Origin of the sequence: Bradyrhizobium sp. AUGA SZCCT0160 (assembly GCF_018130105.1) — a bacterium.
GTDB lineage: Bacteria > Pseudomonadota > Alphaproteobacteria > Rhizobiales > Xanthobacteraceae > Bradyrhizobium.
Genome location: NZ_JAFCMD010000017.1, coordinates 77,793 through 103,023 on the forward strand (window position 1 = coordinate 77,793; position 25,231 = coordinate 103,023).

A 25,231-nucleotide genomic window follows, 5' to 3' on the forward strand; every position below is an offset into this window, starting at 1 on the left:
TTCCGCCGAGACGGTCGTTCCCGGCGTGGGCGGGCTTCAAGTCAGTCCGCGCTGGCGGGCTGTTTTCGGCGAGCCGAATCCATGGCAATGGTAGCCAACAATGCAAGAGACTCCGCGGGAGCCGATCGAGAAGGACGCTCGGCCCGGCTGGACAAGTGGACCGTCATCTCCGGGGCCATTCTGCTGGTGGCGGCAACCCTGACGGCATTCTTGGCGCCAGAGGAAGGCCGCCCTCGCAAAGACCGCCCGCCGGCGTCGATGCTGCATTGCCTGCGCACCTTTGCCGACGCTCTAAATACGCGAGCTGACGCCAAAAAGATTTGACCTGTCTGAATTAAATTATCGTCACGTTGCAAGATTCACACGGTACCGAGCGGCCCCAGCGCGTGACTGGGGGTTGCACCGGGGCCGCCCATTCCGACCGCCAGCAACGGCGGCTGCCGACGGCGTCAGCCAAGTTACCTCGGCCGATCTTTCCGAACTAGTTCGGAGTACCTCACTGGCGCAAGCAGCTATGGCCAGCATTGACAGCTACGCTGAGGCGCTGATCCGAGTGTGTGCCACCTCAAGAATTGGGGCTGCCCACCGATACCAAAGTAACGGAAATCTCAGCGTGGTGCGTGCAAGGCACCGAACCTGAGCCACTGGTAATCGATGGCCACGATCCGACGAATTACCGGCTCAAAGCCGCTTAAGAAGTAAAGCCCGCCCTAACCGGCGGGCTTTTTGTTTGCGGTTTATGCAATCAGAAACGGCCCTAGCAGGCACGCTAGAGCCGCCAACCCAATGGGTGGGTTTTCTCCCGGTTGGGGCATTTGGGGATAGGGCCGGGAGCGCTGAATCGACTCTTGGAGAGTTGGGAAGTTCCAAAGTAATGGCTCCAGCGCCTGTCGGCGGACGTGCGCCATTTTGGGGACGTCGATGTTTGCAAGATCGACGTCCGGATAAACCAATTCACCAAACACGCCAATCACGGTGGCCTATTTGGATTTTGCGAGTAGGCCCAAATCGGCCAGTACCCGTCGGCTTATTTTGGTGATATCATGGATTCATGACCAAATCAACTCGTGAAATCACGAAATCGCCGAAGAAGCGAGCGGCTGTTACCGGTGACCCGGTGCTCGTTCGCGTTCAGCCCGATATGGCAAAGCAGCTAGACGATTGGCGCCGCAATCAGGACGATCTCCCCGGTCGCCCTGAGGCCATCCGCCGGCTTGTGGAGTTGGGGCTGAAGATGAAGGCCAAATGAAAACCAACAGCACAAAGAGGGCATAATGATTTCACTTTTGATCGGGATTCTGATTATCGTGGTCGTCGGCGCGATCTGCTTTTGGGCGATTGAAAAGTTCGCGCCCGACGCCAAACTTAGGAATCTTCTCAAGTTGCTCGTTGTACTCGTTTGTCTCGGCGCGATTGTGCAGCGATTGCTGGTGCTGACCTATTAGCCAGTACCCCCGGCTTGTTGGAAGGCGAAAAAGTGAACCGACTTCGAAAATACGTCGAGCTAATGCCAGATGGCCGAGAACTGCGGCTGGCCTACGCAATGTCGGAGACCGCACTTTCTCAAGCTAGGCCGCGATCGCGCTGGCAGGAAATCACACCCTTTAGCGCAGCCGACGAGGTCATGGCGGAGCCTGGGCTGAGGGACGTCTTCAAAGCCGCCATAGAGCGAGGTTTTGCGGTCGTGCCGGAGATCGGGCGGAAGGGGAAGGGGAAATGACAGACCACGACGCGCCTGAGGCTGAACCTGACTCCCACGTCAATTTCAACGCACCGACCGTGCTTCGGAAATGGCCGTCGCTTAACAACCAGCGGCGCGCCGAGGGCACCGGCCCATATCTGCTACTCGACGGTACCCTGGACGAATGCATCAGGGAATTCATGGCCAAGCCTGAATCGACCCGGCATTTGTATGAAGTTCAGACAGCACCGCAGCCGCCTCTGGTCACCGAGACCCTGTCGTCCGAGCATGTCGCTGAACTCGCGCGGCTCCGGGAGTTTCTTTGATGTTCCACAAAGCCGCCGTTGATTTTGCACTCGTGCCAGAGTGTAAGGCCGCCTCTGTTGAGCTATTCGCCTGAGGCGCACTTGGTTCATAAAGTGACCCTTCGGTTCAGGCCAGCTTCCGGACCCGCTGCTCTGACCCCAACAAAAAAAGGCTCCAGCCGGGGCTTGGCCGGGGCCCCATTGCATATCGTCCCCCGCCGAGGCTGGGCACGATGCCCCAAAAGGTCACCATTCGATGCGGCCGATCCTATGTCCTAATTCGGAAGCCTGAATGTTCTAATTTGGACAGACACCAAGGAGCGCGCCTACCAGTCAAAATTGTTGCAGCAACTTTCACGGAGCGCGTCTTCGACAACTGGCATCAATGCAGCGCCGCACGTTGGTTCAAAGGTGCACTTTAGTCGTGACAATCAAGCCGCGCTAGAACGTTCGAAGCGGTCGCGACAGCAATGTAAGTGTTCACTTTGAAACACAAGTGTCCATCGACTAGACGACGCTGCACAGCGGGATCGAATTAATTTGTAATGTCGGGTACCGTACACTAGCATTTAAATGCGCCGGATGTCCCACCGGCGCAGTGCCGCGAAAGTTGGCCCCAGCGATTCAGCCCCGCGCTGGGGTCGCTCGACAAAATGTGCTTCTAAGCCGCAGGGCCAACGCCCGCGACAAGCCGTGACACGCGAGGCTGTTGCGAAGGGCGTGCAGGAGCGTTCGATGATCCGTTACTTCTTTGACGTAGTGACTGATGGCAAGGTGAACCCTGACGAAGAAGGATTACTGTTACCCAACACGGCCTCGGCCCGGCGCGAAGCGTCACTTTTTTTAGTGGATTTTGCCCGCGATCGGCTCCGATTTCGCTCCGACCAGTCGATCCAACAGCTGGCGATTTCAGTGCGCACTGTCGATGGACCGGTGTGCGAAGCGGCCATATTTATGGGATAGAAATCTCATTAGCGCGGACGTCGTTGGGCTTAACGCTGATGCGCTTCTCCCGGCGCACGCCCTTGAACTTTCGCCGCTTTAAAACTTCTGAAGATCGGATTGCGGGCGCTCAAGCACCTGTTGCTGCTCTGAAGCGTTCTAAGGCGATAACCGTCGATGCAAAAGCTCAACGCCCGTAACCGCCTCGAAGTTGTCATTTCGCCCAAGCGCTGAGTGATCGCGAGGTGGACGCCGTCGGAAATGCCCGTCAGCTGTCGTGAGGGCCGAAGCGTTGCGGCGGATCAACAGCTGGCCCATCAGGCGGCCTTCGGCACACCATAGCCCGTTTCTCACTGCAGGGAGACCGCGTCCGACTGGTCTCAAAGACCGCGTTTCGTGTTCCGGCGGAGCTTAGGCGTTGCGAGCCGTTCACCGCTCCCGAGCTCGATATCGTTGCAGTCTACCAGCTGCTTAGCCCACAAGATTGCGTGAAACCTCGTAAGGTTTGGAACGAGCGCTGAGGTTCTCTGTCGGCTAGCTGACTGACGACGACTAGTCTTCGGACTTAAAATTGCACTATGTTGCGTCAGCGCTCAAAACCTCACTCGTTCGAAGAGCAGATCGCCGCGGAAAAGCTGCGGCTCGAGCAGCAACTCGCTTCCATGCCGCCTGGTCCTCAGCGGATGAGGTCATACGCAAGATCCGGCAGTTGGAGACCGCCAGCCATCTGAATGAGTGGTTGCGATCGCCGGGTTTGAAGAGCCCACGTTGACTCCAGCATTGGTGACGGCCATCGACGGCTTCTACGCCTATATCATCGACTTCGACGGGCACGTCATCAATCGCGTCGATTTGGTGTTCGAAAAGCAAGGATGCCGAGGAACGCGCCAAGGCACTCGTTGACGGGCACGATGTCGAGCTCGGCAACTGGATCGAAAGACAGCCACGTTCAAGCACCGCCCTAGCCACCGCCGCGTTCCGAATGGTGCCCCGATTTGACCTCTATGACCCTTAGCTGGCAGACAGTTTCTCAAATGTCGGGTAACTGACATTATCACCGGGCCGTCCCTGGGTATCTTTCGGTGACTGAGAGTTCTCGTGCTCCCGCCTTTTACGGAGGGAGTGCCATGCGCGGTCATCCTGAAAATCATCTATTATCCCGGCTCGATCGTTCCACATTCGCGCAACTCGAGCCGCACCTCACCATCGCAGAGCTTCGCCAGGGCTTTGTGATTGCGGAGACCCATGCGCATGTCCAGCGAGTATACTTCCCGCATGGGGGCATCATTTCCTGTGTCGTCGAGCTAATCAACGGCGCGGCAATCGAAACCGGTATGATCGGCCTGGACGGCCGGTTGACCGATTAGACCACCGACCTCGAGACGGTCATCCAGGACCTGCTCACGGGGCAATACAGCAACCCGATCCGCGTTATCGCCTTCAACACGCCGAGGTCGGAGGATGTTTCCGAGGACGTCGCCCATGAGCTGCGCCGGCGCTGCTATCTGCAGGGGCGCGACATCCCATTCTTCCTGCAAGACTTCAGCGACCCCTTCGAACGTGACCACGACGTGCAGCTGCCGCTGCCGATACGCTTGATGTGACCCGTGGCTTTCCAGCGGAGGAAACCAGCGGCGATCGGGGTCAAGGCTCCCTTCCCCGGATTTATCGAGCCCGCGCTGGCGACCTTGATCGACAACGTGCCCAATGGCGAACGCTGGATTCACGAAATCAAGTTCGACGGCTACCGTCCAGGTCCACCTCGCCAACGAGGCGATCAAGGTCTACACCAGGCGCGGCAACACTGGACCAACCGGTTCAGGAAGATGGCCTGCCTGACACATCAGCGCCGGATCCGCAATCATCGCGAGGTTGTGGTGCCGGCCGCCGACGGCACCACCGGCTTTTCCGTTCTGCAGAACGAACTGAAGGGCAAATCGACCCGCATCGTGCTGGTCGCCTTCGACCTGCTCTATCTCAACGGTTATGACCTGCGAAAACTGCCGCTGATGGAGCGCAAGGCGCACCTCATTAAGCTGATCGCCGCCACTGACATCCAGTTCAGCGAAAGCTTCGAGACCGACGGCCGCGAGATCTTCAAGCGCGCCTGCAAGGTCGGCCTGGAAGGCGTGGTCTCCAAGGTGCGCGACAGCGTCTATGCGTCCGGCCGCGGTAACAACTGGACCAAGAAGACCTGCGCCCAGCGGGAGACATTGACGATCGCCGGCTTCGCCCTCGACGGCAACACGTGGGACGGCATCTATCTCGGCCCGCGCAAGGGCAAAGACCTGGTTTACGCCGGCAAGGTTGACCACGGCTTCGATAAGGCGTCCGCCGCCGAACTTCGCAAACGTTTGACGCCGCTAATCCGCAAAACCCAGCCCTACGCCAAGAAGATCGTGCACAAGGGCATCTGGGTTGAGCCCCAGCTTCTGGCCGAGGTCGAGTATCGCGCCAAGTCCGCCGAGGGCAAAGTGCGCCACCCGTTCTTCAAAGGATTGCGTGAGGACATGTAAGGGGGGCTCCAGATAGGAACCGCCGAAGGGCGTCACCAGTTGAAGCGATGCCACCCAAGGAGATGGAAATGAAAGTCGTTAACGACGATGAAAATCCGCAGCCGTCGGAAAAGACTGTCTCTCGCCACACGCTTGATGAATGGCAAAGAAAAGACCAGGCACGGCGGGCTGAAACCGAGGGCCAGGACAAGATGCCGCCCAAGGAACAGGAGATTCGCTCCAAATGACACCTACCGAGCGCCGCGACATGCCGTGGCTTTTGGGGGTCTTTGCCCTCGTCATTGTAGTGATAATCGTCGGTGCGGCTTCCCGCTGGTACTAACTCTGACGGTGCATCACAAACGTCGGGGCTTAGGAACCATGGCTGTGAGTATTCATTGGACGTTTGTCAGCAACAGAGGAGTCGGAAATGGCCACGACAGCAAAAGACGTTTACATAGTCGGCCTGCGCAACGCGCACGCCATGGAGGTACAGGCGCGAGAACTGATGGAACGACAGTCGGAGCGCCTTACCGACTATCCGGAGGTGCAGGCGCGGGTGAAGGAACACTTGGCTGAGACTAACACCCAGCTGGGTCGTCTCGAACAATGTCTGGAATCGTGCGGAGAGAGCAATTCTACTCTCAAGGACGCCGCGCAATCCGTAATGGCCAACACGATGGCAATGGCTCATGCAATGGCAGGAGACGAAATTCTCAAAAACACCTTTGCCAATAATGCGTTTGAGCATTTCGAGATCGCCGCCTACAAATCGCTTCTGACGCTATGCGACAGCGCAGGTCAGGGCAGTGCCCGTTCGCTGCTGGAGGCGAACTTGAAGGAAGAAGAGCGAATGGCTGCGTGGATCGATGCCAACGTGGCCAAGGTGACGCAACAGTATCTCGCGGTTGAACAGCGCAAGGCGGCATAGTCCCGAAGAAACAATCTCGTCGGACCGGCGGGTCTCAATTGCCCCGCCGGGCGCTTCTGCGCTTTCTCGTATATTCCTGCGACAAAAGCGAAGCCGACAACCAGCCAGGCCGCGCAAGATTCACAGCGTCTTGCAGCCAATTTCAGTTCTGACTTTGGGGCAGAGATGGCGTCTTCCCAAGGAATGGGATCGAACGCCCCCGGCCCTCCTGGTCGGTTTTTCCCACGGCGGATTTTGATCCGCAGCCCCTCACCCCTCTCCAATGCGGCTCATCAGGGAGGCTGTCTGTCGTAGCCCGCGCGACATATTCACTTCTGTAAGTCGACGCGCACGGTGGTCTCCGGGGGTTACGCATCTCGGTGAAAGTTCAAAAAGGCTTCGGCAAGCAACTAGGGTAGCTGGTGCTGCGCGTTTCTAGCAACCTTTGCAGATACTTTTCACCTTCTGATCGACTTTGGCATTTTCTTGGCTAATTACCGCGTCAGCGGGAGTGGAAGGGCCGCCGGGGGTTACCGTACCGTCAATGCGGCCAGTGCTTGTGCCACCGGCTCTGTTACCTGCTGTCCCAGTTGTGATGGAGCCGCGAGGTGCTGAGTTTCCCCCGCTCGCATTCCCAAGGGAGCCGCCCGAGTTTGCGGTCCCTGCCGCGGTGCCCAGTACGTTCCGAGGCGCGCCAGCGTTGGCCGCCCCGCTCGGGTCGTTCAACGAATTATTGAGACCCGCGGGATTCGCGGGCCCATTCGGCGCGCCGCTGATTGCCGAACTGCCGGCGCCGGCGGAGCCTGCGCTAGGGGCTGTGGTTCCCGGACTAGTCCCCACTGAACCTCCGGACGAGCCACCGGCAGAGGCGCCGCTCGATGAGCCCCCCCGCAGATCCGCCGCCTGAGCTCCACCGCCGCCTCCTACCGCCACCACCACCTTGAGCAAAAGAAGGCATGGGCGAAAGCAGAAGGGTCATAACGAGCAGTTTACCGGGGAGGCTTATCGACATCGGCAATCGCCTTCTCTGTGCCACGACAAGCAATTGCGGCGGGCGTTGTTCCTCATTCTGTATTGTTCAGGACCGCCTTACGCCCATCGACTTTAGGAACGACTCGACTTTAGGAACGACCGCGACGCCAGGCGCAGGAACACGCGGCTCGAACGTTTGGCGTTGGACGGATCATCGAGCGCCATCTGAACAATGAACGCGCTAGCGTTTGCATTGAAAAAGGGTTGCGCGAAGCGTCGTTATGCGCTGTTGTAATAGCCTGCGACGACAAAGCAGGTCGCGGACATCGTACGGCTGGCGGCGCACCAGGGCATCGGAATCGTTCCGCAGGGCGGCAACACCAGCTACTGCGCCGCTGCGACGCCGGACGCCTCCGGACGGCAGATCATCGTGAGCCTCGAGCGGATGGACAGGATCCGCGAGGTCGACCCCGTCGCCATGAGCATATCTGTCGACGCCGGCGCCATCCTGAAGAACGTACAGGACGCTGCGGCGACCGCCGGACTTCTGTTGCCGCTCAGCCTCGGCGCGGAAGGCAGCTGCCGGATCGGCGGCAACATCGGAACGAACGCCGGCGGACTGTCCGTCGTCAAATACGGAATGACTCGCGATCTGCTCCTCGGGATCGAGGCGGTTCTGTCGGACGGCACGGTGGTTTCGGACATGCGCAAACTACGGAAGAATAATACCGGCTACGACATCAAACAGTGCTTCGTTGGAAGCGAGGGAACTCTCGGCATCGTCACGGGCGCTGTGTTGCGCCTCGCGCCCTTGCCGATCCGCCGCGCAACCGGCTGGCTGAAGCTCGCGATGGGCGCCCCGCTCGCCGAGCTTCTCACCCTGGTACGTCGCGAATCCACGGACCTGCTCACCATGTTCGAGTTCATGACGGCCCGATCGATCGCGCTCGCGAGCGAAGCGATGACGAACCCGCCCTCCGTCGGCGCCGGCGCTGGGGGCACCGTACTGGCGGAACTCACCTCCTCCTCGCGTCATCTCGATCTCGACGGACTGATGGAAGCCGTTCTGGCCGAGGCGATCGAGTCCGGATGGATCGAGGACGCCTTCCTGGCGCAGAGCGGATCGCAGCGGAGCGCGATGTGGGAGGTACGCGAGACCATCCCGGAGGGCGAGAAGCGCCGGAACGGATCGGTCAAGCATGACATTTCCGTACCACTTTCCTCCATTCAGCGATTTCTGGATCTAGCCGGCTCGCAGGTACGGTCGTATGACGCGGATCTTGAGCTGTCCGTCCATGGACACGTCGGCGATGGCAATCTGCATTACAACGTGCTCGTGCCTCCCGGCGTCGACCGGATAGAGTTCACCAAGCGGATCGAAAGCGGCCTTTCGCTGCAACTCTATGACACGGCCGCGGCGCTCGGCGGCACGTTTAGCGCGGAGCACGGTGTCGGTCGGTTCAAGAGGCATCTTCTGGAGCGGTACGGCGACGTCGGCCGCATCGCTGCGATGCGCCGCATCAAGACCGCCTTTGATCCAGCGGACATCATGAACGCCGGCGCGATGGTTCGCCCGTTGGGGAACGGGTCTGCCTCTTGATGATGCCGAGGTGAGGAGCGAAAAAGGAAGCCACTCCGAAGGAGTGGCTCAAGTTGGGGAGGAAATGTCCCGTAGGGACCTCTTGGGGACCTCTTGGAGCAGATCAGGCCGCAACCTGCTCGATCTGGGAGCATGGCAGGCCGAGACTCTCGGCTACGGCCTGATAGGTTAACCGACCACGATGGACATTGAGGCCAGCACGCAGATGCGGATTGTCCAGCACGGCTGCGAAACCCTTGTTGGCGAGTGCCAGACCAAATGGCAGCGTAGCGTTGTTCAAAGCCTGGCTTGAGGTCAGCGGAACAGCACCGGGCATATTGGCGACGCAGTAGTGGATAACGCCGTCCACCTCGTAAGTTGGGTCGGCATGCGTCGTCGGACGCGATGTCTCGAAGCATCCGCCCTGATCGATCGCTACATCCACGATCACGGCTCCCTTGCGCATCGAGCTCAACATGCCGCGGTTGACAAGTTTCGGCGCGCTCGCACCGGGAACGAGCACTGCGCCAATAACAACGTCGGCGGCAAATATCTCGTTCTCGATGGCCTCAATCGTCGAGAATTTGGTACGAACACGACCTTCGAACAACTCATCCAGTTCACGAAGCCGCGGTATCGACCGATCGAGAATAGTGACCTCAGCGCGCAGGCCCACCGCCATGCGCGCTGCATGCGTCCCGACTACGCCGCCTCCGAGCACCACGACGCGCGCCGGTTGAACGCCCGGCACGCCACCCATCAAGAGCCCTCGCCCCCCGGCATACCGCCGCAGGGCCGCACCCGCCGCTTCGATCGCCAGCCGACCCGCGACTTCGCTCATTGGCGCAAGCAGCGGAAGTCCACCGTGTGCATCTGTCACAGTTTCGTAGGCGATTGCCGTGCATCCGGACTTCAGGAGGCCCTTCGCCTGCTCCGGGTCGGGCGCCAGATGCAGATAAGTGAACAGTATTTGGTTCTCTCGAAGCAGCGCCCATTCGGAGGGCTGAGGCTCCTTAACTTTTACGATCATATCGCTTGAGGCAAATACGTCGCGCGCGGAGTCCAGGATCGTTGCGCCTGCCGTGCGATAGTTGTCGTCCGTCGCGCCGATGCCGGCGCCTGCATTGGTCTCGACTGACACGCTGTGGCCAGCCGCCACATATTCTCGGACGGCTCCAGGCGTCAGGCCTACGCGATATTCGTGCGTCTTGATTTCCTTGGGCACACCGACTTGCATTTGCAATCTCCTTGATGGACGACTCTTCTCAGACGAACGGCGATACTCATCTGACGAACTTGACGCTGGCCGCAGCGTATCTTGGGTTCGACGGCATTACGCAATCAGACTGAGGCGAAGTCCGGCACGGTATTGCATTGAAGAAGCGGCACATGAGACGATATGCTGTCAGCGCTGGCGCGACACAGTGCAATCCTGCAGACCGCGCTAAGTGATGATCGCCATAAGCCAGGCAATGCCCCGATAGAGTGGGATGGCGATAGTATCGTGGGGCGCCCACATGCGGCACCTTAGTTTTGAACGGCTCGCCCTAGAGGCGGCGTTTCATCGGTAAAACCCGAGAACGGCTTTGGTCTCGAGATATTCCCCCATTCCCTCGAGGCCGTATTCGCGGCCGTTGCCGGAATGCTTGTACCCGCCAAAAGGTGCGTTCGGGTCCCAGTCCGGATAGTTGAGATGGACTTGACCCGACCGGATCCGCCCGGCGACCGCCCGTACCGTCTCCATATCCATGCCCTGCACATGAGCGCCGAGGCCGTAGACAGTGTCGTTGGCGATCTCGACTGCCTCCTCCACTGTATCGTAGGGAATGATCGACAGCACCGGGCCGAAGATCTCCTCCTGCGCAATCTTCATGTCGCGACGGACATTCGAGAAGATCGTCGGCCGCGCATACAGGCCGACCTGAAGGTTGCCGGGCCGCCCCGGTCCGCCGATGACAAGCTTGGCGTCTTCTTCCAGACCGACACCAATCATGGTCTGGACGCGCTCGAACTGCGGCCGGTTGGCGATCGGACCATGGGTTGTGCTTTCCGCGAGCGGATCGCCGACCACCAGTTTAGAAGCAGCCGCCGCGGCGAGAACTTCGACCTCCGCCATCTGCGAGCGGGACACAAGCATACGTGTGGGCGCACTACAGGATTGGCCGAGGTTGCGGAAAGCAGCGCCGACGCCGAGTGGAACGGCCCGGTTCAGCTCGGCGTCCGGCAAAATGACGTTCGGTGACTTGCCGCCGAGTTCCTGGGCGACGCGCTTGACGGTGGGCGCCGCCGCTTGCGCAACGAGAACCCCGGCACGGGTCGAGCCCGTGATCGAGATCATGTCCACCTGGGGATGTGACGCCAGACCGGTCCCCACGATTGGACCTGTTCCGTTGACTAGGTTGAATACACCAGGCGGACACCCGGCATCATCTGCCACCTCGGCGAACAGCAAGGCGCTCAGGGGCGACAATTCGCTCGGCTTCAACACCACCGTGCAGCCAGCCGCGAGCGCCGGACCGACCTTGGCTGTGATCTGGTAGAGAGGCCAGTTCCAGGGGGTGATGAGGCCGCAGACGCCGATGGCCTCGCGCATGATCGCGGTGCCGCCGTGCGGAGTGATGAACGGATAGGTCGCAAGATTGTCGCGCGCGACACGGATGTGTTCGGCGGCCAGCGGCACCTGGGCTCGGCGCGCGTAAGTGATGGCGGCTCCCATCTCGCTCGTGATTGCCTGCGCGAACAGCTCGAGCCGCTCGAGGAGCAAACCATGGATCCGGTCGAGCAGCGCCGCCCTCCCAGCAGCCGGCGTGCGAGACCAGCCGGCGAAGGCTTGTCTGGCGGCGGCGACCGCGTACTCGACATCCTCGTCATTGCCGAGAGCGACTTCGGCGATCGGCTGCTCGGTCGCCGGGTTAACGACGACAGCCGTCGCCGATCCGTGCGGCTCCCGCCATTCTCCGTCGATGTAGAATTTGCCGAGGAAGCCGGCTTCCATCAGGTGTCGAACGGCCGAGGTCATTGAAAGCGATCCTTGATCCGGTAATATGCGCCGACCAGCGGCAGGAACCAGGGAGGACCGAGATGACCTGGAATGGCGGGCCAGGTGAAGTCCTTCCAGGGATTGAGCTCGGTGCGCCCGTCCATGACTTCCGCCATGATCGTCCCCATCAGGGTCGACATCTGGGTGCCATGGCCGCTGTAGCCCATGGAATAGTAGATGCCATTGCGTTCGCCGGCACGTGGCAGCCGGTCGCGCGTCATGTCGACCATCCCGCCCCAGCAATAGTCGATGCGCACGGCGCGAAGCTCGGGAAAGACGTCGTGCAGCGCAGCCTGCAGGATCGCGCCGCTCTTCTCGTCTGAGGCCGGGTTGGAGATGGCGAAACGGGCGCGGCCGCCGAAGAGCAGCCGGTTGTCAGGCGTGGTTCGGAAGTAGTTGACCAGGTTCTTCGTATCGACCGCCATTCGGCGCCGCGGCAGGAGCCGATCGAGCGTCGCGATCGGCAAGGGCTCGGTGACGATCAGGAAGGCGCCCACCGGCACGATCCGCCGTCGAATCCAACCCAGCGGTCCGGTATGCGAGGTGCCGCTCGCCAACAGAACCTGCGAGGCCCGAAGCCGGCCCTTCGGTGTCTCGATCTCGTGGCCTCCACCTGCAGCGGGTCGCAGGCCCATCATCGGCGTACGCTCGTGGATCTCGACGCCGCGCCGCGCCGCCGCTTCCCCAAGACCGCGGACGAAGCGTCCGACATGCATGCCGGCGCTCTTGCGGTAGATCAGTCCGCCGTAATAGCGCTCCGATCCGACTTCGCCGGCCAGTTCGGCACGGCTCACCATCGTCGTGTCGGGATCGACACTGACGGCGAGCAATTCCTGGCTGCGCGCCAGCTTGTCATAGTGCTCGGGTTTGGCCGCGAGCTTGATCTTGCCGGTGCGCGCGAAGCTGCAGTCGATCTTCTCTTCCGCGACCAGGCGCTCGACCGTATCGACCCCGGCGTCGAAGGCCCGATAGAGCCGATCGGCGACTTCCTTGCCAAGCCTGGCCGAGAGCGTGCCGTAGTCCTGGGCGAACCCGTTGTTGCACATGCCGCCGTTCCGGCCGGACGCCGCGTGCCCGATCGTCTCGGCTTCGAGGAGCACGACGCGCGCGCCCTTCTTGGCGAGAGCCAGAGCGGCCGAAGAACCGGTCAAGCCACCGCCGATCACCGCAACGTCGCAGGTGCCTTGCACCGGTCCTGCGATGGCGCTCCTGAATGGCTCCGATGTGTCCAACCAATAGGATGTGAGCTTCATATCGACCTCGGATTCTCGCTATCTGAATGCTGGGCATCCGCAAATCGTGACGGCGCAACTCTGTTTGAGAACCTACCAGCCGCGCATTCGCGGCCACTGAGCTTCGATTGCGTCGCTTCCCGCGGAGACGACATTGTACAGCTCGTGCTGTGACGCCGTCGCGCAGGCGTGATTGGGCAGGATCCTGACCTTCGTACCGATCGGCAGGTCCGGCAGGGTTGCAGCCGATCCGGATCTGATGGCGAGGATGCCGTGCTCCTGGCTCGCCTGCGCGACGATCAGGTCCGGGTAGAGTTTGCCGGACAGATCGCAGACGAGACCGTAACCCTGGTCGATCCGCTGCGCGGCGGTGCCGCGATCACGTGACAGCGCCATCCAGCCCGCATCGACCAAAACCCAGCCCTTCTCCGGCTTCGTTCCGATGACGGTGGTGAGAACCGAGATCGCGATGTCGTCAGTGGTGCAGACACCGACACCGTGCATCACCAGATCGAAGAACATGTACACACCGGCCCGCATCTCCGTGACGCCGGTCAGGTCTTCGCCGAAATGGGCGGTCGGCGTCGAACCGACGCTCACCACTGAACATTCATGCCCCGCCTCCCGCAGCGTCTCCGCGGCGGCCACAGCCACGGCCCTTTCGTTCTCTGCAGCCGCGACAAGGGTGGCGGGCGTGTAGAGGCTGTAGGATTCGCCGGCATGGGTGAGAATGCCCGCGAGCTTGACGCCGGCCTCGGCCAAGGCGGCTGCGACGGCCATGAGCCTGGGATCGGTGGCGGTCAGCCCGCCGCGGTGGCCGTCGCAGTCGATCTCGATGAAGGCGGATGGCGTCACAGCCGCGGCGCGGCCAGCCTCGCCCAGGATCTTCGCCTGTTCGGACGAATCGAGCAGCACCTTGAGGTCGACGCCGGCTTTCCGGAGACGCATCGCCCTCTCAGCGGTGTGCGGTGCCACGCCCACGGCATAAGTCATGTCACGGAAACCGAAACTCGCGAAGTACTCCGCCTCCGCCAAGGTGGAGACGGTGATCGGCCCGGGCCCGGACGGACAGGCGCGCCGGGCGACTTCGATGGATTTCGCCGTCTTCATGTGGGGCCGCAGCACGACGCCTCGCGCGGCCATACGGGAGGACAGACGGGCGAGATTGCGATCCAGCCGGTCCTTGTCGAGCAGGAGGGCCGGCGTCGCCAGCGCGCCGACCGTCGCGGCCGCCTCGCCGGGTCCGGCATTCGGGATATGCATCTCTACGCGCGGCATCCTGATGTCTCCTAGCCGAATGACTGGTTGGCGAGCGCGAACGTGCGCGCCGGTCCGGTCGATGGCATCTGCGTCCCAAGGACCATGGTGGTGGCGTCGCCGACCTGCTGCAGCCCGATGCCTTCGAGCCACTCCCCGAGTTGCGAGGTCGTAGAGGTATCGACCCGGACGAAAACTCTTCCCAGCGGCGCGAGCGCGGCCTCGATCAATGCGCGCGCATCGGTCGGGCTTTCGGCGACCACGGGACCGATGACATGCCCACGGCCGAAGAGACGGGAAATGGCGTAGCCGCGGGGTATGCCGTCACGCAAGAGGACATAGCCGTCGCCGACCTCGATCAGCCGGCTCAGCATCTCGCGCCTCGTCCATCCGGTGGCCTCGCGATCGAGACCCACGATCGCCCCGAAGTCCGATGGAACCATCGTTCTGACGTCGACGAGCGGCGGCATGTCGCGGCGCTGGCTGGGAATGCCGTGATGCTGGTGCAGCATGCCGATGCTGGCGAAGCCGCGGCGTGCGTAAAGCGCAAGGCCTTCGGTCGTCGAATTCAGCGTGATGATCCGTGGTCGTGCCGCCGCGAGCAGCGCGTCCATCAGCCGGGCCCCGTAACCGCGTCCCTGAACGGCTTTCGAGACGATGATCATTCCGGCGGAAGCATGGGTGTCGCCGTAAGGCCACCAGAGCGCGGTCCCCACCACAGAACCTTTGCTCGTGACCACGAAACCGCTGCCAAGCTGCAGCGCAAATTCCCAATCCTTGAGCAGGTACGGCCAAGACATCTCCTGCGAGAGCTTCAGGGCACCTTCCAGATGCGATCTCGCGAAAGGGACCAGGGCCGCGTCTTCATTCTCGCGATCTCCGGCCTGGGTAGCTGCGGTTGCCATGATGCGTCGACGTCTCTTGCTTGGGTTGCCGGACTAATCGCCAGTGCCTGACGCGGCGAGATCCATTTGACGATGCTCACACGAGCTGCAGCGTATCTTGGGTCCGACAGCATTACGCAATCAGACTGAAGCAAAGTACGGCACAGGATTTCATTGATGATGCATCAGAACAGACGATGTGCCGTCAGCGACGGTCGCGCCACTGCGCGAACCGATCCTGCATCCGATATCCCCAGATGATGGCGGGCATGAACCAGGGATCGCCACGATAGAGCGGGATGGAAGCCGGCGGACGGAAGTCAAAGGCGGTGCGTGCCGCCTCGTCGTGTCCCATCAGCTTGTGGGCCGCATGCATTCCGATCCACGGCGCCCAGACGACGCCTGAGCCGCAGAACCCGGTGGCATAGACCACACCGTCCTTTTCGAAGATGCGCGGGAGCATGTCGCGATTCATCGCCACATTGCCGAACCAGCTGTGCGAAAGGCGGACCTTCTCCAGTTCCGGAAAAAGGTTCATCAGCCCCTTGCGCAGAAGGAGCTTCGGAGCCGCCGGGTTGCCTACACGAGAGCTGTCGCGCCCCCCTAACAGGATACGTTTGCCGTCGGGCGAAGGTCGGTAATAGAAGCCGACCTGGCGGTTCTCCGTCATCATCAAGCGCTTTGGCATCAGCCGCGCCATGACTTCAGGCGCGAGCTCTTCGGTTGCAATGATCCGGCTGCGAACCGGGACCAGCCTGCGGCGCAGGAAGGGTACCGCGCCGTCGGTGTAGCCATTCGTACAAACCAGCACCTGACGCGCCTGTACCGATCCGGCCGAGGTCACGACGCGGAATCCGGAGCCATCCCTCTCGATTGAGATGACCGGCGTGCGCGCATGGACCACCATACCCGAAGCGAGCGCCACGCGAAGGAGTTCAGCGTGAAACTTCGCCGGGTGTAGCCCACCGATATCCATCCGGACCGTGCCACCACGGTAAAAATCGGTGCCGATGTAGTTGCGCTGCTCGGCATACGGAACCGCGTGAGACTCGATCCGCAGTTTCTTCGCGAGCGCGTCAGCGCTGCGCGCCATCGTTTCGTATTGTTCATATCCGAACGCACTTTTGAACTGTCCAACCAGCTGAAAGTCGCATTCGAGCCGTTCCGTCCTGATGAAATCGTACAGGAATTCGCGCGCGAGCTTGCCTTCCGCCTCGATCGCCAGCGCCTTGTCCGCGCCGAAGCGCCGGGAAATCGTCGCGTAATCAGGTCGTATGCTTGCGCTGGTTATTCCACCGTTGCGCGTCGAAGCCCCCTCACCCGGGTCCATTGCATCAAAGGCCGCAACCGAGCGGCCCTCGCGCGCCAGCACCAACCCGGCCGAAAGGCCGGCATAGCCCGCGCCCACGATCAGCACGTCGAGTTTCCTGGGCAATGGCTGTTGAGGCAGCGGTTTTAGCGGTGAGGCCTCCCACCAGTAGGGCGTGTCCTTCTCGGCGAGTCTCGGCTCGTGCATGTAGCTGACTTCTCGTGTTAGAGCGCGGCCCGGGATTGCCGACTCAAATGTGGTCGTCTCGGACGTCGAGCGCATCGCGCAGCCCGTCGCCGATGAAATTGAAGCTTGTCACCGCGATCGTAATCGCGGCGCCGGGAATGATGGCGAGCCAGGGAGCGCTGGCCAGATACTGCTGGGCGCCGTTCAGCATGTTGCCCCAGCTGGGAAGCGGAGGCTGGATCCCATAACCGAGGAAGCTGATATACGCTTCCAGAAGTATCGCACGGGCGACCGTCAAACTGGCGGCCACGATGATCGGACCCATAGCGTTGGGCAAGATCTCCCTGAACATGATGTGCGTTCCGCTCAGCCCCAGCATCCGACCGGCCTGGACAAACTCGCGCTCGCGTAACGAGCGAACCTCAGCCTCGACGATGCGAGCAACTTCCATCCATTTGGTAATGGCGATGATAATCGTGATCATGATGGGGCTGGGCCGCAATGCTGCAGCCAGCGCCAGCACGAGAAAGATCGACGGAAAGGAGAGGAAGCCATCAACCGTACGCATCAGGACTGCGCCGATCCAGCCGCCACGATAGCCTGCGATCACGCCGACGAGTGCTCCGATCACTATCGACAACAGCATCGCCGAGAATCCCACCAGCAACGAGATCCGGCCTGCCATTAACAGTCGAGCCGCCAGGTCGCGCCCCAGCGGATCGGTGCCAAGATAATGATGTCCGGTCATCGGAGGCGCGAAGCGGGCGCGCAAGTCAATGTAGAGCGAGTCATATGGCAACAGATAGGGGCCCAGGACGCACGCCAGCGTCAGCAGCGTGATCATTGCCAGACCTAGCAGCGCCAGGCGGTGGTTGATGAAGCGGAGTACCGCGCGGCTATGCCACCATCGGCTTGGAGCTGCGCTTACGGCGAGAGCGGTCATATCAGTTGGCTCCTGTCTTTTCAGCCCAGACGAATGCGCGGGTCGACGATAGCGACGACGATGTCGGCGATCAGGTTTCCGAGAATGACCAGGATGGCGGAGAACATCAGCAACCCCATCACGACCGGGTAGTCGCTGTAACCGAGGCTGTCGAGAAACAGCCGTCCCATTCCTGGCCAGGTAAAGACCGTCTCGGTCACCAATGCACCCGTTAGAATGCTGGGCAGCTGCACGCCTGCAAGCGTGATCATTGGCAGGAGTGCGTTGCCGACAACATGTTTCAAGAGAATTCGGCGCTCGCTCACGCCCTTGGCGCGGGCAGTTTTGACGAAGTCCTGGCTAATGGCGTCCAGCGTCGCCGTCCGCATGTAGCGGCTCCAGATCGCGACATGGACGAGCGACAGCACCACGCTTGGCAGGATCAGATGGTGCAGGTAATCCAGAACGGAGCCGTCGCCGATAGTGTACATGTTCCCGGCAGGCACCCAACCCAGCTTCAGGGTGAAGACGTAGATCCCGACCAGCCCGAACCAGAAGGTCGGGATCGATAGCGCGACCATGGCGCCGATCGTTGCCAGATAGTCAAACAGCGAATAACGGTGGGTGGCGCCACGGATGCCAATCCAGGTACCGATGGCGATCGCGATCACCGTCGAGGTACCCATCAGCAGGAAGGTGGCAAAGAGATGCCGGCCGATCACCGACAGCACGTACGTGCCGTCGCGCAAGGAGCGGCCCCAGTCGCCCTGCACAAGGCGCCATGCCCAGTCGAAGTACTGGATCCATAGCGGCCTGTTCAATCCCAACTGTTCCGCCAGCCGCTCGATATCCTGTTGGGTCATGCCCGGATCCCGCGCAAATTGCGACAGGGGGCCGCCTGGAATAAGACTCAGAATGGTGAAGCCGATGATCGAGACGATCACCAGCAGCGCGAGGCTCTGTGAGAGGCGATTCAGCAGAAATCCACGCATCCGGCCTTTCCTCCTGTAGCATGAGAAATTCAGTAGTAGGTTGCCGCCCCAACTGGTTTTCGGCAGACGGGCGGCGGCCGCGAATATCAGCTCGCCCAGGACCAGGCGCCGGCATTCCAGGATTCGGTGCGCGTGTTGCCGTTGGACACCGCACCTTGAATCCCCTTCTTGTGCCCCTGCACGGAAACGTTCTGATAAAGCGGCAGCAAGGGCAGGTCATGCCGGACCAGTTCTTGTACGCGGAAGTAAATAGCGCGCCGGGCTTCCGGATCGAAGGTGCGGCTACCTTTCTCCAATAGAGCGTCGACCTCCGGATTGACGTACTGCGCGTTGTTTGAGCCGCGGCCGCCCTTGTTACCGATCGAAAGCGAATGTAAGCGGTTGGTGACGTCCGGGTCTGCGCCGATCAAGTAAGTGCTGCCGACGATCACCGAATCGAAACGCGATCGTTGCCAGTACTCGCCCCACATCACCGCGGCGGGAAGGTTGGAGATGGTCATCTCGACGCCGATCTCTGCAAACGTCTGCTGCAGATACTGCTGCACCTGCTCGCGAAGGGGGTCGCCTGACGTGGTCGAGTTGGTGAAGGACAGACGCACACCGTCTTTTACTCGGATCTTGTCCCGTCCTGGCGCCCAGCCGGCCGCGTCGAGGATCTGCTGCGCCCGCTTGACGTTGAACTCATGCAACGGCAGGCCCGGGTTATGATAGAAAGACTGCCGCGGCATGAAGGTCTCGGTCGGAGTCGGCACGCCGTAATAGAGTCCTTCGATAATCGCCTTCTTGTCGATCGCCGCATAAAGCGCCTGGCGGACCTGCAGTTCCTTGAACTGCGGGCGCTCGACATTCAGGTAAAGAGACTCGAATGAAGATTTGGGCTCCAGCGTCACCACCCGGTTCGGCAGCTTGCGAGCTTCCTGGTAATGATCGGGGGTGATGTACGACTGGCCCACGATGTCCACGTCACCGCTCTTGAATTGGGTGTACAGGACGGTGAGATCGGGAATGTATTTGAAGATCAGCCGCTCGATATGAGGACCTTCACCGAAATAGTTCGAGTTGGCGAGAAGCTCGATACGGTCGCCCGGAACGCGGGTGCCCCACTTGAACGCACCGGTACCGATTGGCGTCTGGTTGAAGGCGGCATTGTTCGGATCAGCTTCCTTCTCCAGGATGTGCTTCGGCACCATGAAGGTTTCGGTCAGGAACGACAGGTACGGTGCGAAAGCCTGCTCCATCCGCCATGTAATCTCGACAGGCGAGACCACGGTGATGTCGCGCACCAACGAGTGGCCCGTTGTACGCCAACTGCGGAAGTTCGGCTTCGTGATGAGTTCGAGGGTGAATTTCACGTCTTCGGCCGTGAAAGGCTTGTCGTCGTGCCAACGGACATCGTCGCGCAAGCGAATCCGCCATTTCAGACCGTCCTCGGAAATACCGCCGTTCTTCTGCGTCGGCACCTCCACCGCGAGGTTCGGCTGGATAACGCCTTTGGGATCGATCCGGAAGAGCGCGTCGAAGAGCGAGAAATGCACGCCGTCATCGACCTCGATATGCGCCATCAGCGGATTGAAGACCGTGGGTTCTTGCGAGAGCCCGACGACAATCCGGCCCTTGGGAGTTCGGGGAGCCTTTTGGCCGAAGGCAGGCTCGGTCAACAGATTGGGCGCGAAGATGCCGGCAGCCCCGCCCAAGGCCATCATTCGCAATGTGTCGCGTCGCGAGTAGTTGGATGCAGATTTGGAATGCTTGGTCATGATTTCCTCCGTGTGGCGGTATCCGTCATTACTCTCATCGATTTGCCGAAGCCTGGCGGGCGTGTTCCGGCTGCTCTCCAGGAATCGCCGCCACCAGTTCGCGCGTGTAGGATGATTTCGGGTTCAGGAAGATCTGCGAGGGCGGTCCGCGTTCGACGATTCGCCCGCGCTGCATCACGGCGATCTCGTCGCAGATCTGGCTGGCCACCCGCAGATCGTGGGTGATGAAGATCATTGAGACACCGGTCTCCCGCTGGATCTGATCCAGCAGTTTCAAGATCTGGGCCTGGATCGACACGTCAAGCGCTGAAACCGCTTCATCGGCAATCAGCAGCGTCGGTTTGAACATCAGCGCCCGGGCAATGCCGATGCGTTGGCGTTGCCCACCGGAGAACTCGTGCGGATAGCGGCCAAAGGCGCCAGCATCCAAACCGACATGGGATAGCAGTCCCCGGGCCTCTTCGCGTGCTTGCGCATAGGGCTTTCCATGCGCGACCGGGCCCACAGTGAGGATATGACCGATCGTCGAGCGCGGGTTGAGGGAGGCGAAAGGATCTTGAAAGATCATCTGGATCCGCGGCCGCAGTGGGCGGAACCCGGCTTCAGAAAGCCCGGCAATGTCGCGGCCCTCGAACAGAATGCGGCCACCGTCACTGTCCATCAGTTTGATCAAAAGCCGCCCTAGCGACGACTTGCCGGAGCCGCTTTCGCCGACGACGCCGAGCGTCCGCCCAGGTGCCAGGTCGAACGATACGTCGTTCACCGCCGGCACAGTCCGCGTGGCGCCGAACCATTTGGCGCCGCTGCGATAGGTTTTCACCAAACCGTTAACCTGCAGGATCGGCGCCTTCCCGGCAGCTTCCAGAGGAATCCGGTCCTTGCCTGTCAGATGTGGGACGGCCGCGATGAGCCGCCGCGTGTAAGGATGGTTGGGGGATTTTAGAACCTGAACGGCGCTGCCCTGCTCGACGACATGGCCTTTCTCCATCACCACGACGCTGTCGGCGATCTCGGCCACCACCCCAAAATCGTGCGTGATGAACATGACGCTCATTCCCTTGCGGCGCTGAATGTCGCGGATCAGCTTCAGGATCTGCGCCTGGGTGGTCACGTCGAGTGCGGTTGTCGGCTCGTCTGCGATCAAGATCGCGGGCTCGAGCGCCAGGGCTATCGCGATCATCACGCGCTGTCGCTGACCACCCGAAAGCCGGAACGGATACTGATGATACATGAGCTGCACATCGGGCAGACCCACTTCGGTCAGCAACTCGATCGCGCGGCTGCGGCGGGATTTCGGTGTGCCGACGCCATGCGCCGCCATGGCTTCGTCGATCTGCGCACCCACCGTCATCAACGGATTGAGCGCTGAAAGCGGGTCCTGAAAGATCATTGACACGACCCGTCCGCGCAGGCCGCGCAGCTTGTCGGCAGGCAGACCCGCGATGTTCCTTCCGTCGAGGTGGATTGCGCCAGAGGAAACCCGGATCACCTTGGGCAGAAGTCCCATGATCGCGTTGGCCGTGACCGACTTTCCCGAGCCGGATTCTCCAATGATGCACAAGATCTGGCCGCGCTTCAGATCGAAGGAGATATTCTCGACGGCAAAGGCCCGCTCCATCCCTCCCGGCAGGCTTACGCAAAGGTCGCGCACCGAGAGCGCCACGTCCTGGGAGTCTGCAGCCTGGATGCTAGAGGCCATCAGAGTATCCTTCCCTTTCAACGGCATCGGGACATCCTGCTGCGAATTGAGACTTCGGACGCTTTTGGCTGCGCGATCGGACAGGTCGAGAACTCGCCGTTCATACTGGCATTCCCCGGTCGGAAGCTGCGACATGGATTCTGACCTCTATGCTCGACGAGCAAGAGCTGTGCCGCTCAAGACGCGGCGTTGCCCGCGTTCGCCAACCCCGTCAGTGAGCGAAACTGATCGTCGGCTTGGTGAACTGCCCAGCCTCGGCCGCGATGAGGGAAGGTCCATCCTCAGTCACGCTCTCGAAATCGATCATCGTACCTGCGACATCGAAGCTTGTGTAGCGGAACGCCATGAGAGGCGTGACGGCTTTCGCTAAGGTCAGTTCCTCGGCAAGGCCCATGTCGATGGCTCCCATTATGATCCTCGACGCATTGATCGAGATTCTTGCTTGATGCTCACGAGTTTGGCCGCTTCGGTCCTCCCAGAGTCGCCGAAACGCGGCACGCGGGCGGCAGGAACTTCTGAAAAGGAAGTCCGATTTGGCATTTCGCTCTGCCCTGCGCTGCCTCCAGCATCAACCAGGGGACGCGCGCCCGATACGTCCGCGGCTGACGAGAACCCCCCGCACGCTTGTCCGTAAAGTTCGTCAGCTTGGCACTTTCCGCCCCCGCGGCAAGGACCCGGTGGGCTCGAAGACAGCCTGCATGCTCGTTCATCGCTGCACGCCCTCATTCTCGACTGACGCCGATCTGATTGCGGAGAGCATATGCCTGGTCTCTGCCTCTGAGTTACGGTGCGAGCGATCTGTTCTCGCAACAAAAGCTTGTAATGAAGGTAGCAAACCGCAGGATATTCCGTCTGGCCAGAAAACTCGGCAAGGCGCATCCGCGGAAGCTCGGTACGATACCTCAAACGCCGGAGTCCTCGCTCGATGAGCGCGCCACTGATGCATATCGAATCCAGTCAGTCTCTGCCTCGAGAGGCTGACGTCGTCGTCATTGGCGGCGGCGTGGTGGGCGTGTTCACGGCCTACTATCTTGCCCGCCGCGGCGTTAAGGTCGCCTTGCTCGAAAAGGGGCGTGTCGCCGCCGAGCAGTCCAGCCGCAACTGGGGATGGTGTCGTCAACAGAATCGCGATGCACGCGAGCTACCGATCGCCACCAAGAGTCTCGATCTCTGGGAGAGAGTAGCACAGGAGACCGGGGAAGACACCGGTTTCCGCCGCTGCGGGCTTCTCTATCTGTCGAACGACGAGAAAGAGCTGACCGGCTGGGCGAACTGGCGCGATTTTGCAAGGACGGTCGGCGTTACGACGCACATGTTGAGCACGGAAGAAGCGAGCGAGAGAGGCAAAGCGACGGGCCGTAAATGGAAAGGCGGCGTCTTCTCGCCAACCGACGGAACGGCGGACCCTTCGAAGGCTGTGCCCGTCGCCGCGCGTGCGATCATGACGGCTGGCGGCACGGTGCACCAGCACTGCGCCGCTCGCGGCGTAGAACTCAGTGCCGGCCGGGTGAGCGGCGTGGTGACCGAACTGGGCACTATCCGGACGAAGACGGTGGTCCTGGCAGGAGGGGCGTGGGCTTCTTCTTTCTGCAACCAGCTCGGCATTCGCTTCCCGCAGGCTTCCGTTCGCCAATCCATTCTCGCGACGGCTCCAGGCGCAGCCGGTCTGCCCGATGCCCTGCACACTGCGCTCGTGTCACTTACGCGGCGCAGCAGCGGCGGGTACACGCTGGCAATTAGCGGGCGCGCGCGAGTCGATCCAACGCCGCAGCAATTCAGGTTCGGCCGCGAATTCGTACCGATGTTCGCTCGCCGCTGGCGCAGTCTCGCCCCTGGCGCATTCGAGGGCATCCGCCATGGTCACGAATCCCTGGCGAAATGGGCGCTCGGTGAGGTGACCCCGATGGAGCTGAACCGGACACTCAACCCCCGCCCCGACATGCGGCAGATTCGGGCGACTCATCAAAGAGCTTGCGAATTGCTGCCCGAGCTTCGGCGCGTCGCAATCTCCAATGTCTGGGCCGGCTATATCGACAGCACACCGGATGGCGTTCCCGCAATCGGTGAAGTGGAGGCGATTCCAGGCTTTATCCTCGCGGCCGGATTCAGCGGTCATGGTTTCGGGATTGGTCCTGGCGCGGGACATATGATTGCCGACATCATCACCGGCAGCGAGCCGATCGTCGATCCGCGTCCCTACAGGCCGGAGCGTCTGAAAATGGGCGCTTGGGGCAAGGTCGCCGATTTCTGAAAAGCCTGCTCCGGGAATATTCGATTGACGGACGCCGGGGGTGGCATCACCTTAGAGGCCACCCGGCGTGTCTTCATGGGCGAACACACGGTGGCCTGCCGAGGTGGCACGGGAGTTGATGCTATGAAAGCGCGCATGTTGCCGACGCCTCAGAGTAACGATTGCCATCGTCGCCCCAATTACTCCGCCGGAATACCGTCCGCCCTGGCGGGCGCGGGCAGCCTCGGGGGTAGATCGACCGCCAACATGGACGCCAGAGGGCTTCGGCGAGCCGCGGCTCGAAAGGCTGGTGGGGCCGTCCTATGAAGCTCGACAAGATCGACATACGGATTTTATGCGAACTGCAGAAAAATGGACGGATTTCCAACGTCGAACTCGCGGAGCTGATTCACCTTTCTCCGAGCCCGTGCCTGATGCGCGTCAAAAGGCTCCAGACGGAGGGCTTCATCACCGGTTACTCCGCTCAGATCGATGTTTCAAAGCTTGGACAAACTCTGACCGTCTTCGCCGAGATCACGCTCAAAAACCACCGCCAGATCGATTTCGCTCGCTTTCTCACAACCATCGAAAAGTTGGATTCGGTCGTCGAATGCCATCTGGTTTCGGGCGGATATGACTACCTCGTGAAGTTTATCACAGCTGGAATAAGTGAATACCAGGCGGTTATGGAACGTCTCGTCGAACTGGATATTGGCATCGATAAGTACTTCAGTTTTGTCGTACTGAAGTCGCCTATCGTGAAATCCCATCTGCCTCTCGAAAGCATATTCAACAGCTAACGAACAGATCCCCGGCCCGTGGCAATGACTTCAGCAGAT

24 protein-coding genes and 1 pseudogene are annotated in these 25,231 nt (G+C 61.0%); 14 read left to right on the forward strand and 11 right to left on the reverse strand.

The window, feature by feature from the left end; all coding sequences use genetic code 11:
* Window positions 1-81: 81 nt before the first annotated feature.
* The 12 genes and pseudogenes from JQ558_RS24980 (at window position 82) to JQ558_RS37935 (ending at window position 8,905) form a co-directional block, all read left to right on the forward strand.
* The gene (locus JQ558_RS24980; protein ID WP_212208388.1) at window positions 82-324 is read left to right on the forward strand and encodes a hypothetical protein; all 243 of its coding nucleotides are present in this window, start codon (window positions 82-84) and stop codon (window positions 322-324) included.
* Window positions 325-1,051: 727 nt separating this feature from the next.
* The gene (locus tag JQ558_RS24985; RefSeq protein WP_212208387.1) at window positions 1,052-1,249 is read left to right on the forward strand and encodes a hypothetical protein; all 198 of its coding nucleotides are present in this window, start codon (window positions 1,052-1,054) and stop codon (window positions 1,247-1,249) included.
* Window positions 1,250-1,274: 25 nt separating this feature from the next.
* Window positions 1,275-1,445 (forward strand): hypothetical protein, encoded by a 171-nt coding sequence (locus tag JQ558_RS24990; RefSeq protein WP_212208386.1) that lies wholly within the window; start codon window positions 1,275-1,277, stop codon window positions 1,443-1,445.
* A 271-nt stretch (window positions 1,446-1,716) separates the two neighbouring features.
* Complete coding sequence (locus JQ558_RS24995) at window positions 1,717-2,007, forward strand: hypothetical protein (RefSeq protein ID WP_212208385.1); 291 nt, start codon at window positions 1,717-1,719, stop codon at window positions 2,005-2,007.
* Window positions 2,008-2,721: 714 nt separating this feature from the next.
* Window positions 2,722-2,949, forward strand: coding sequence for a DUF6894 family protein (locus JQ558_RS25000; RefSeq protein ID WP_212208384.1), 228 nt, complete (start codon window positions 2,722-2,724; stop codon window positions 2,947-2,949).
* 714 nt (window positions 2,950-3,663) lie between these two features.
* Window positions 3,664-3,831, forward strand: a complete 168-nt coding sequence (locus tag JQ558_RS25005; protein WP_212208383.1) for a hypothetical protein — start codon at window positions 3,664-3,666, stop codon at window positions 3,829-3,831.
* Window positions 3,832-4,055: 224 nt separating this feature from the next.
* Window positions 4,056-4,295 (forward strand): hypothetical protein, encoded by a 240-nt coding sequence (locus tag JQ558_RS25010; protein WP_212208382.1) that lies wholly within the window; start codon window positions 4,056-4,058, stop codon window positions 4,293-4,295.
* A gap of 240 nt (window positions 4,296-4,535) precedes the next feature.
* Window positions 4,536-5,444, forward strand: coding sequence for a DNA ligase (locus tag JQ558_RS25015; RefSeq protein ID WP_409410571.1), 909 nt, complete (start codon window positions 4,536-4,538; stop codon window positions 5,442-5,444).
* A gap of 68 nt (window positions 5,445-5,512) precedes the next feature.
* On the forward strand, window positions 5,513-5,671 hold the full coding sequence (locus JQ558_RS25020; protein ID WP_212208381.1) for a hypothetical protein: 159 nt from the start codon (window positions 5,513-5,515) through the stop codon (window positions 5,669-5,671).
* 182 nt (window positions 5,672-5,853) lie between these two features.
* Window positions 5,854-6,354 carry a ferritin-like domain-containing protein gene (locus JQ558_RS25025; protein WP_212208380.1) on the forward strand — a complete coding sequence of 167 codons (501 nt, stop codon included), beginning with the start codon at window positions 5,854-5,856 and terminating at the stop codon, window positions 6,352-6,354.
* Window positions 6,355-7,615: 1,261 nt separating this feature from the next.
* Window positions 7,616-7,990, forward strand: a pseudogene (locus JQ558_RS37930) (FAD-binding oxidoreductase); the annotation flags it as partial.
* An 18-nt stretch (window positions 7,991-8,008) separates the two neighbouring features.
* Window positions 8,009-8,905: an FAD-binding oxidoreductase gene (locus JQ558_RS37935; RefSeq protein WP_409410577.1), complete on the forward strand. Its 897-nt coding sequence runs from the start codon at window positions 8,009-8,011 to the stop codon at window positions 8,903-8,905.
* A 103-nt stretch (window positions 8,906-9,008) separates the two neighbouring features.
* Here the strand turns inward: JQ558_RS37935 and ald are convergent, their stop codons facing one another.
* From ald to JQ558_RS25085, 11 genes are all read right to left on the reverse strand, one after another.
* On the reverse strand, window positions 9,009-10,121 hold the full coding sequence (ald, locus tag JQ558_RS25035; RefSeq protein WP_212208379.1) for an alanine dehydrogenase: 1,113 nt from the start codon (window positions 10,119-10,121) through the stop codon (window positions 9,009-9,011).
* Window positions 10,122-10,445: 324 nt separating this feature from the next.
* Window positions 10,446-11,903 (reverse strand): aldehyde dehydrogenase family protein, encoded by a 1,458-nt coding sequence (locus JQ558_RS25040; protein ID WP_212275162.1) that lies wholly within the window; start codon window positions 11,901-11,903, stop codon window positions 10,446-10,448.
* Window positions 11,900-13,177: an FAD-binding oxidoreductase gene (locus tag JQ558_RS25045; RefSeq protein ID WP_212208378.1), complete on the reverse strand. Its 1,278-nt coding sequence runs from the start codon at window positions 13,175-13,177 to the stop codon at window positions 11,900-11,902. Before JQ558_RS25045 ends, JQ558_RS25040 begins: the two co-directional genes overlap by 4 nt.
* A gap of 72 nt (window positions 13,178-13,249) precedes the next feature.
* The gene (locus JQ558_RS25050; RefSeq protein ID WP_249119000.1) at window positions 13,250-14,434 is read right to left on the reverse strand and encodes an alanine racemase; all 1,185 of its coding nucleotides are present in this window, start codon (window positions 14,432-14,434) and stop codon (window positions 13,250-13,252) included.
* A gap of 11 nt (window positions 14,435-14,445) precedes the next feature.
* Window positions 14,446-15,318, reverse strand: a complete 873-nt coding sequence (locus JQ558_RS25055) for a GNAT family N-acetyltransferase (RefSeq protein WP_212208377.1) — start codon at window positions 15,316-15,318, stop codon at window positions 14,446-14,448.
* Window positions 15,319-15,502: 184 nt separating this feature from the next.
* Complete coding sequence (locus JQ558_RS25060; RefSeq protein WP_212208376.1) at window positions 15,503-16,813, reverse strand: FAD-binding oxidoreductase; 1,311 nt, start codon at window positions 16,811-16,813, stop codon at window positions 15,503-15,505.
* A 43-nt stretch (window positions 16,814-16,856) separates the two neighbouring features.
* Complete coding sequence (locus tag JQ558_RS25065; protein ID WP_212208375.1) at window positions 16,857-17,735, reverse strand: ABC transporter permease; 879 nt, start codon at window positions 17,733-17,735, stop codon at window positions 16,857-16,859.
* Between the two features lie 20 nt (window positions 17,736-17,755).
* Window positions 17,756-18,706, reverse strand: a complete 951-nt coding sequence (locus JQ558_RS25070) for an ABC transporter permease (RefSeq protein WP_212208374.1) — start codon at window positions 18,704-18,706, stop codon at window positions 17,756-17,758.
* A gap of 86 nt (window positions 18,707-18,792) precedes the next feature.
* On the reverse strand, window positions 18,793-20,463 hold the full coding sequence (locus JQ558_RS25075; protein WP_212275161.1) for a peptide ABC transporter substrate-binding protein: 1,671 nt from the start codon (window positions 20,461-20,463) through the stop codon (window positions 18,793-18,795).
* 34 nt (window positions 20,464-20,497) lie between these two features.
* Entirely contained in the window at window positions 20,498-22,162 is a 1,665-nt protein-coding gene (locus tag JQ558_RS25080) for an ABC transporter ATP-binding protein (protein WP_212208425.1), read from the reverse strand.
* A gap of 211 nt (window positions 22,163-22,373) precedes the next feature.
* On the reverse strand, window positions 22,374-22,571 hold the full coding sequence (locus tag JQ558_RS25085; protein WP_212208372.1) for a hypothetical protein: 198 nt from the start codon (window positions 22,569-22,571) through the stop codon (window positions 22,374-22,376).
* 516 nt (window positions 22,572-23,087) lie between these two features.
* Here JQ558_RS25085 and JQ558_RS25090 point away from each other — a divergent pair.
* Complete coding sequence (locus JQ558_RS25090) at window positions 23,088-24,413, forward strand: FAD-binding oxidoreductase (RefSeq protein WP_212295485.1); 1,326 nt, start codon at window positions 23,088-23,090, stop codon at window positions 24,411-24,413.
* 302 nt (window positions 24,414-24,715) lie between these two features.
* Window positions 24,716-25,192 carry an Lrp/AsnC family transcriptional regulator gene (locus JQ558_RS25095; protein WP_212208370.1) on the forward strand — a complete coding sequence of 159 codons (477 nt, stop codon included), beginning with the start codon at window positions 24,716-24,718 and terminating at the stop codon, window positions 25,190-25,192.
* Window positions 25,193-25,231: the final 39 nt, after the last annotated feature.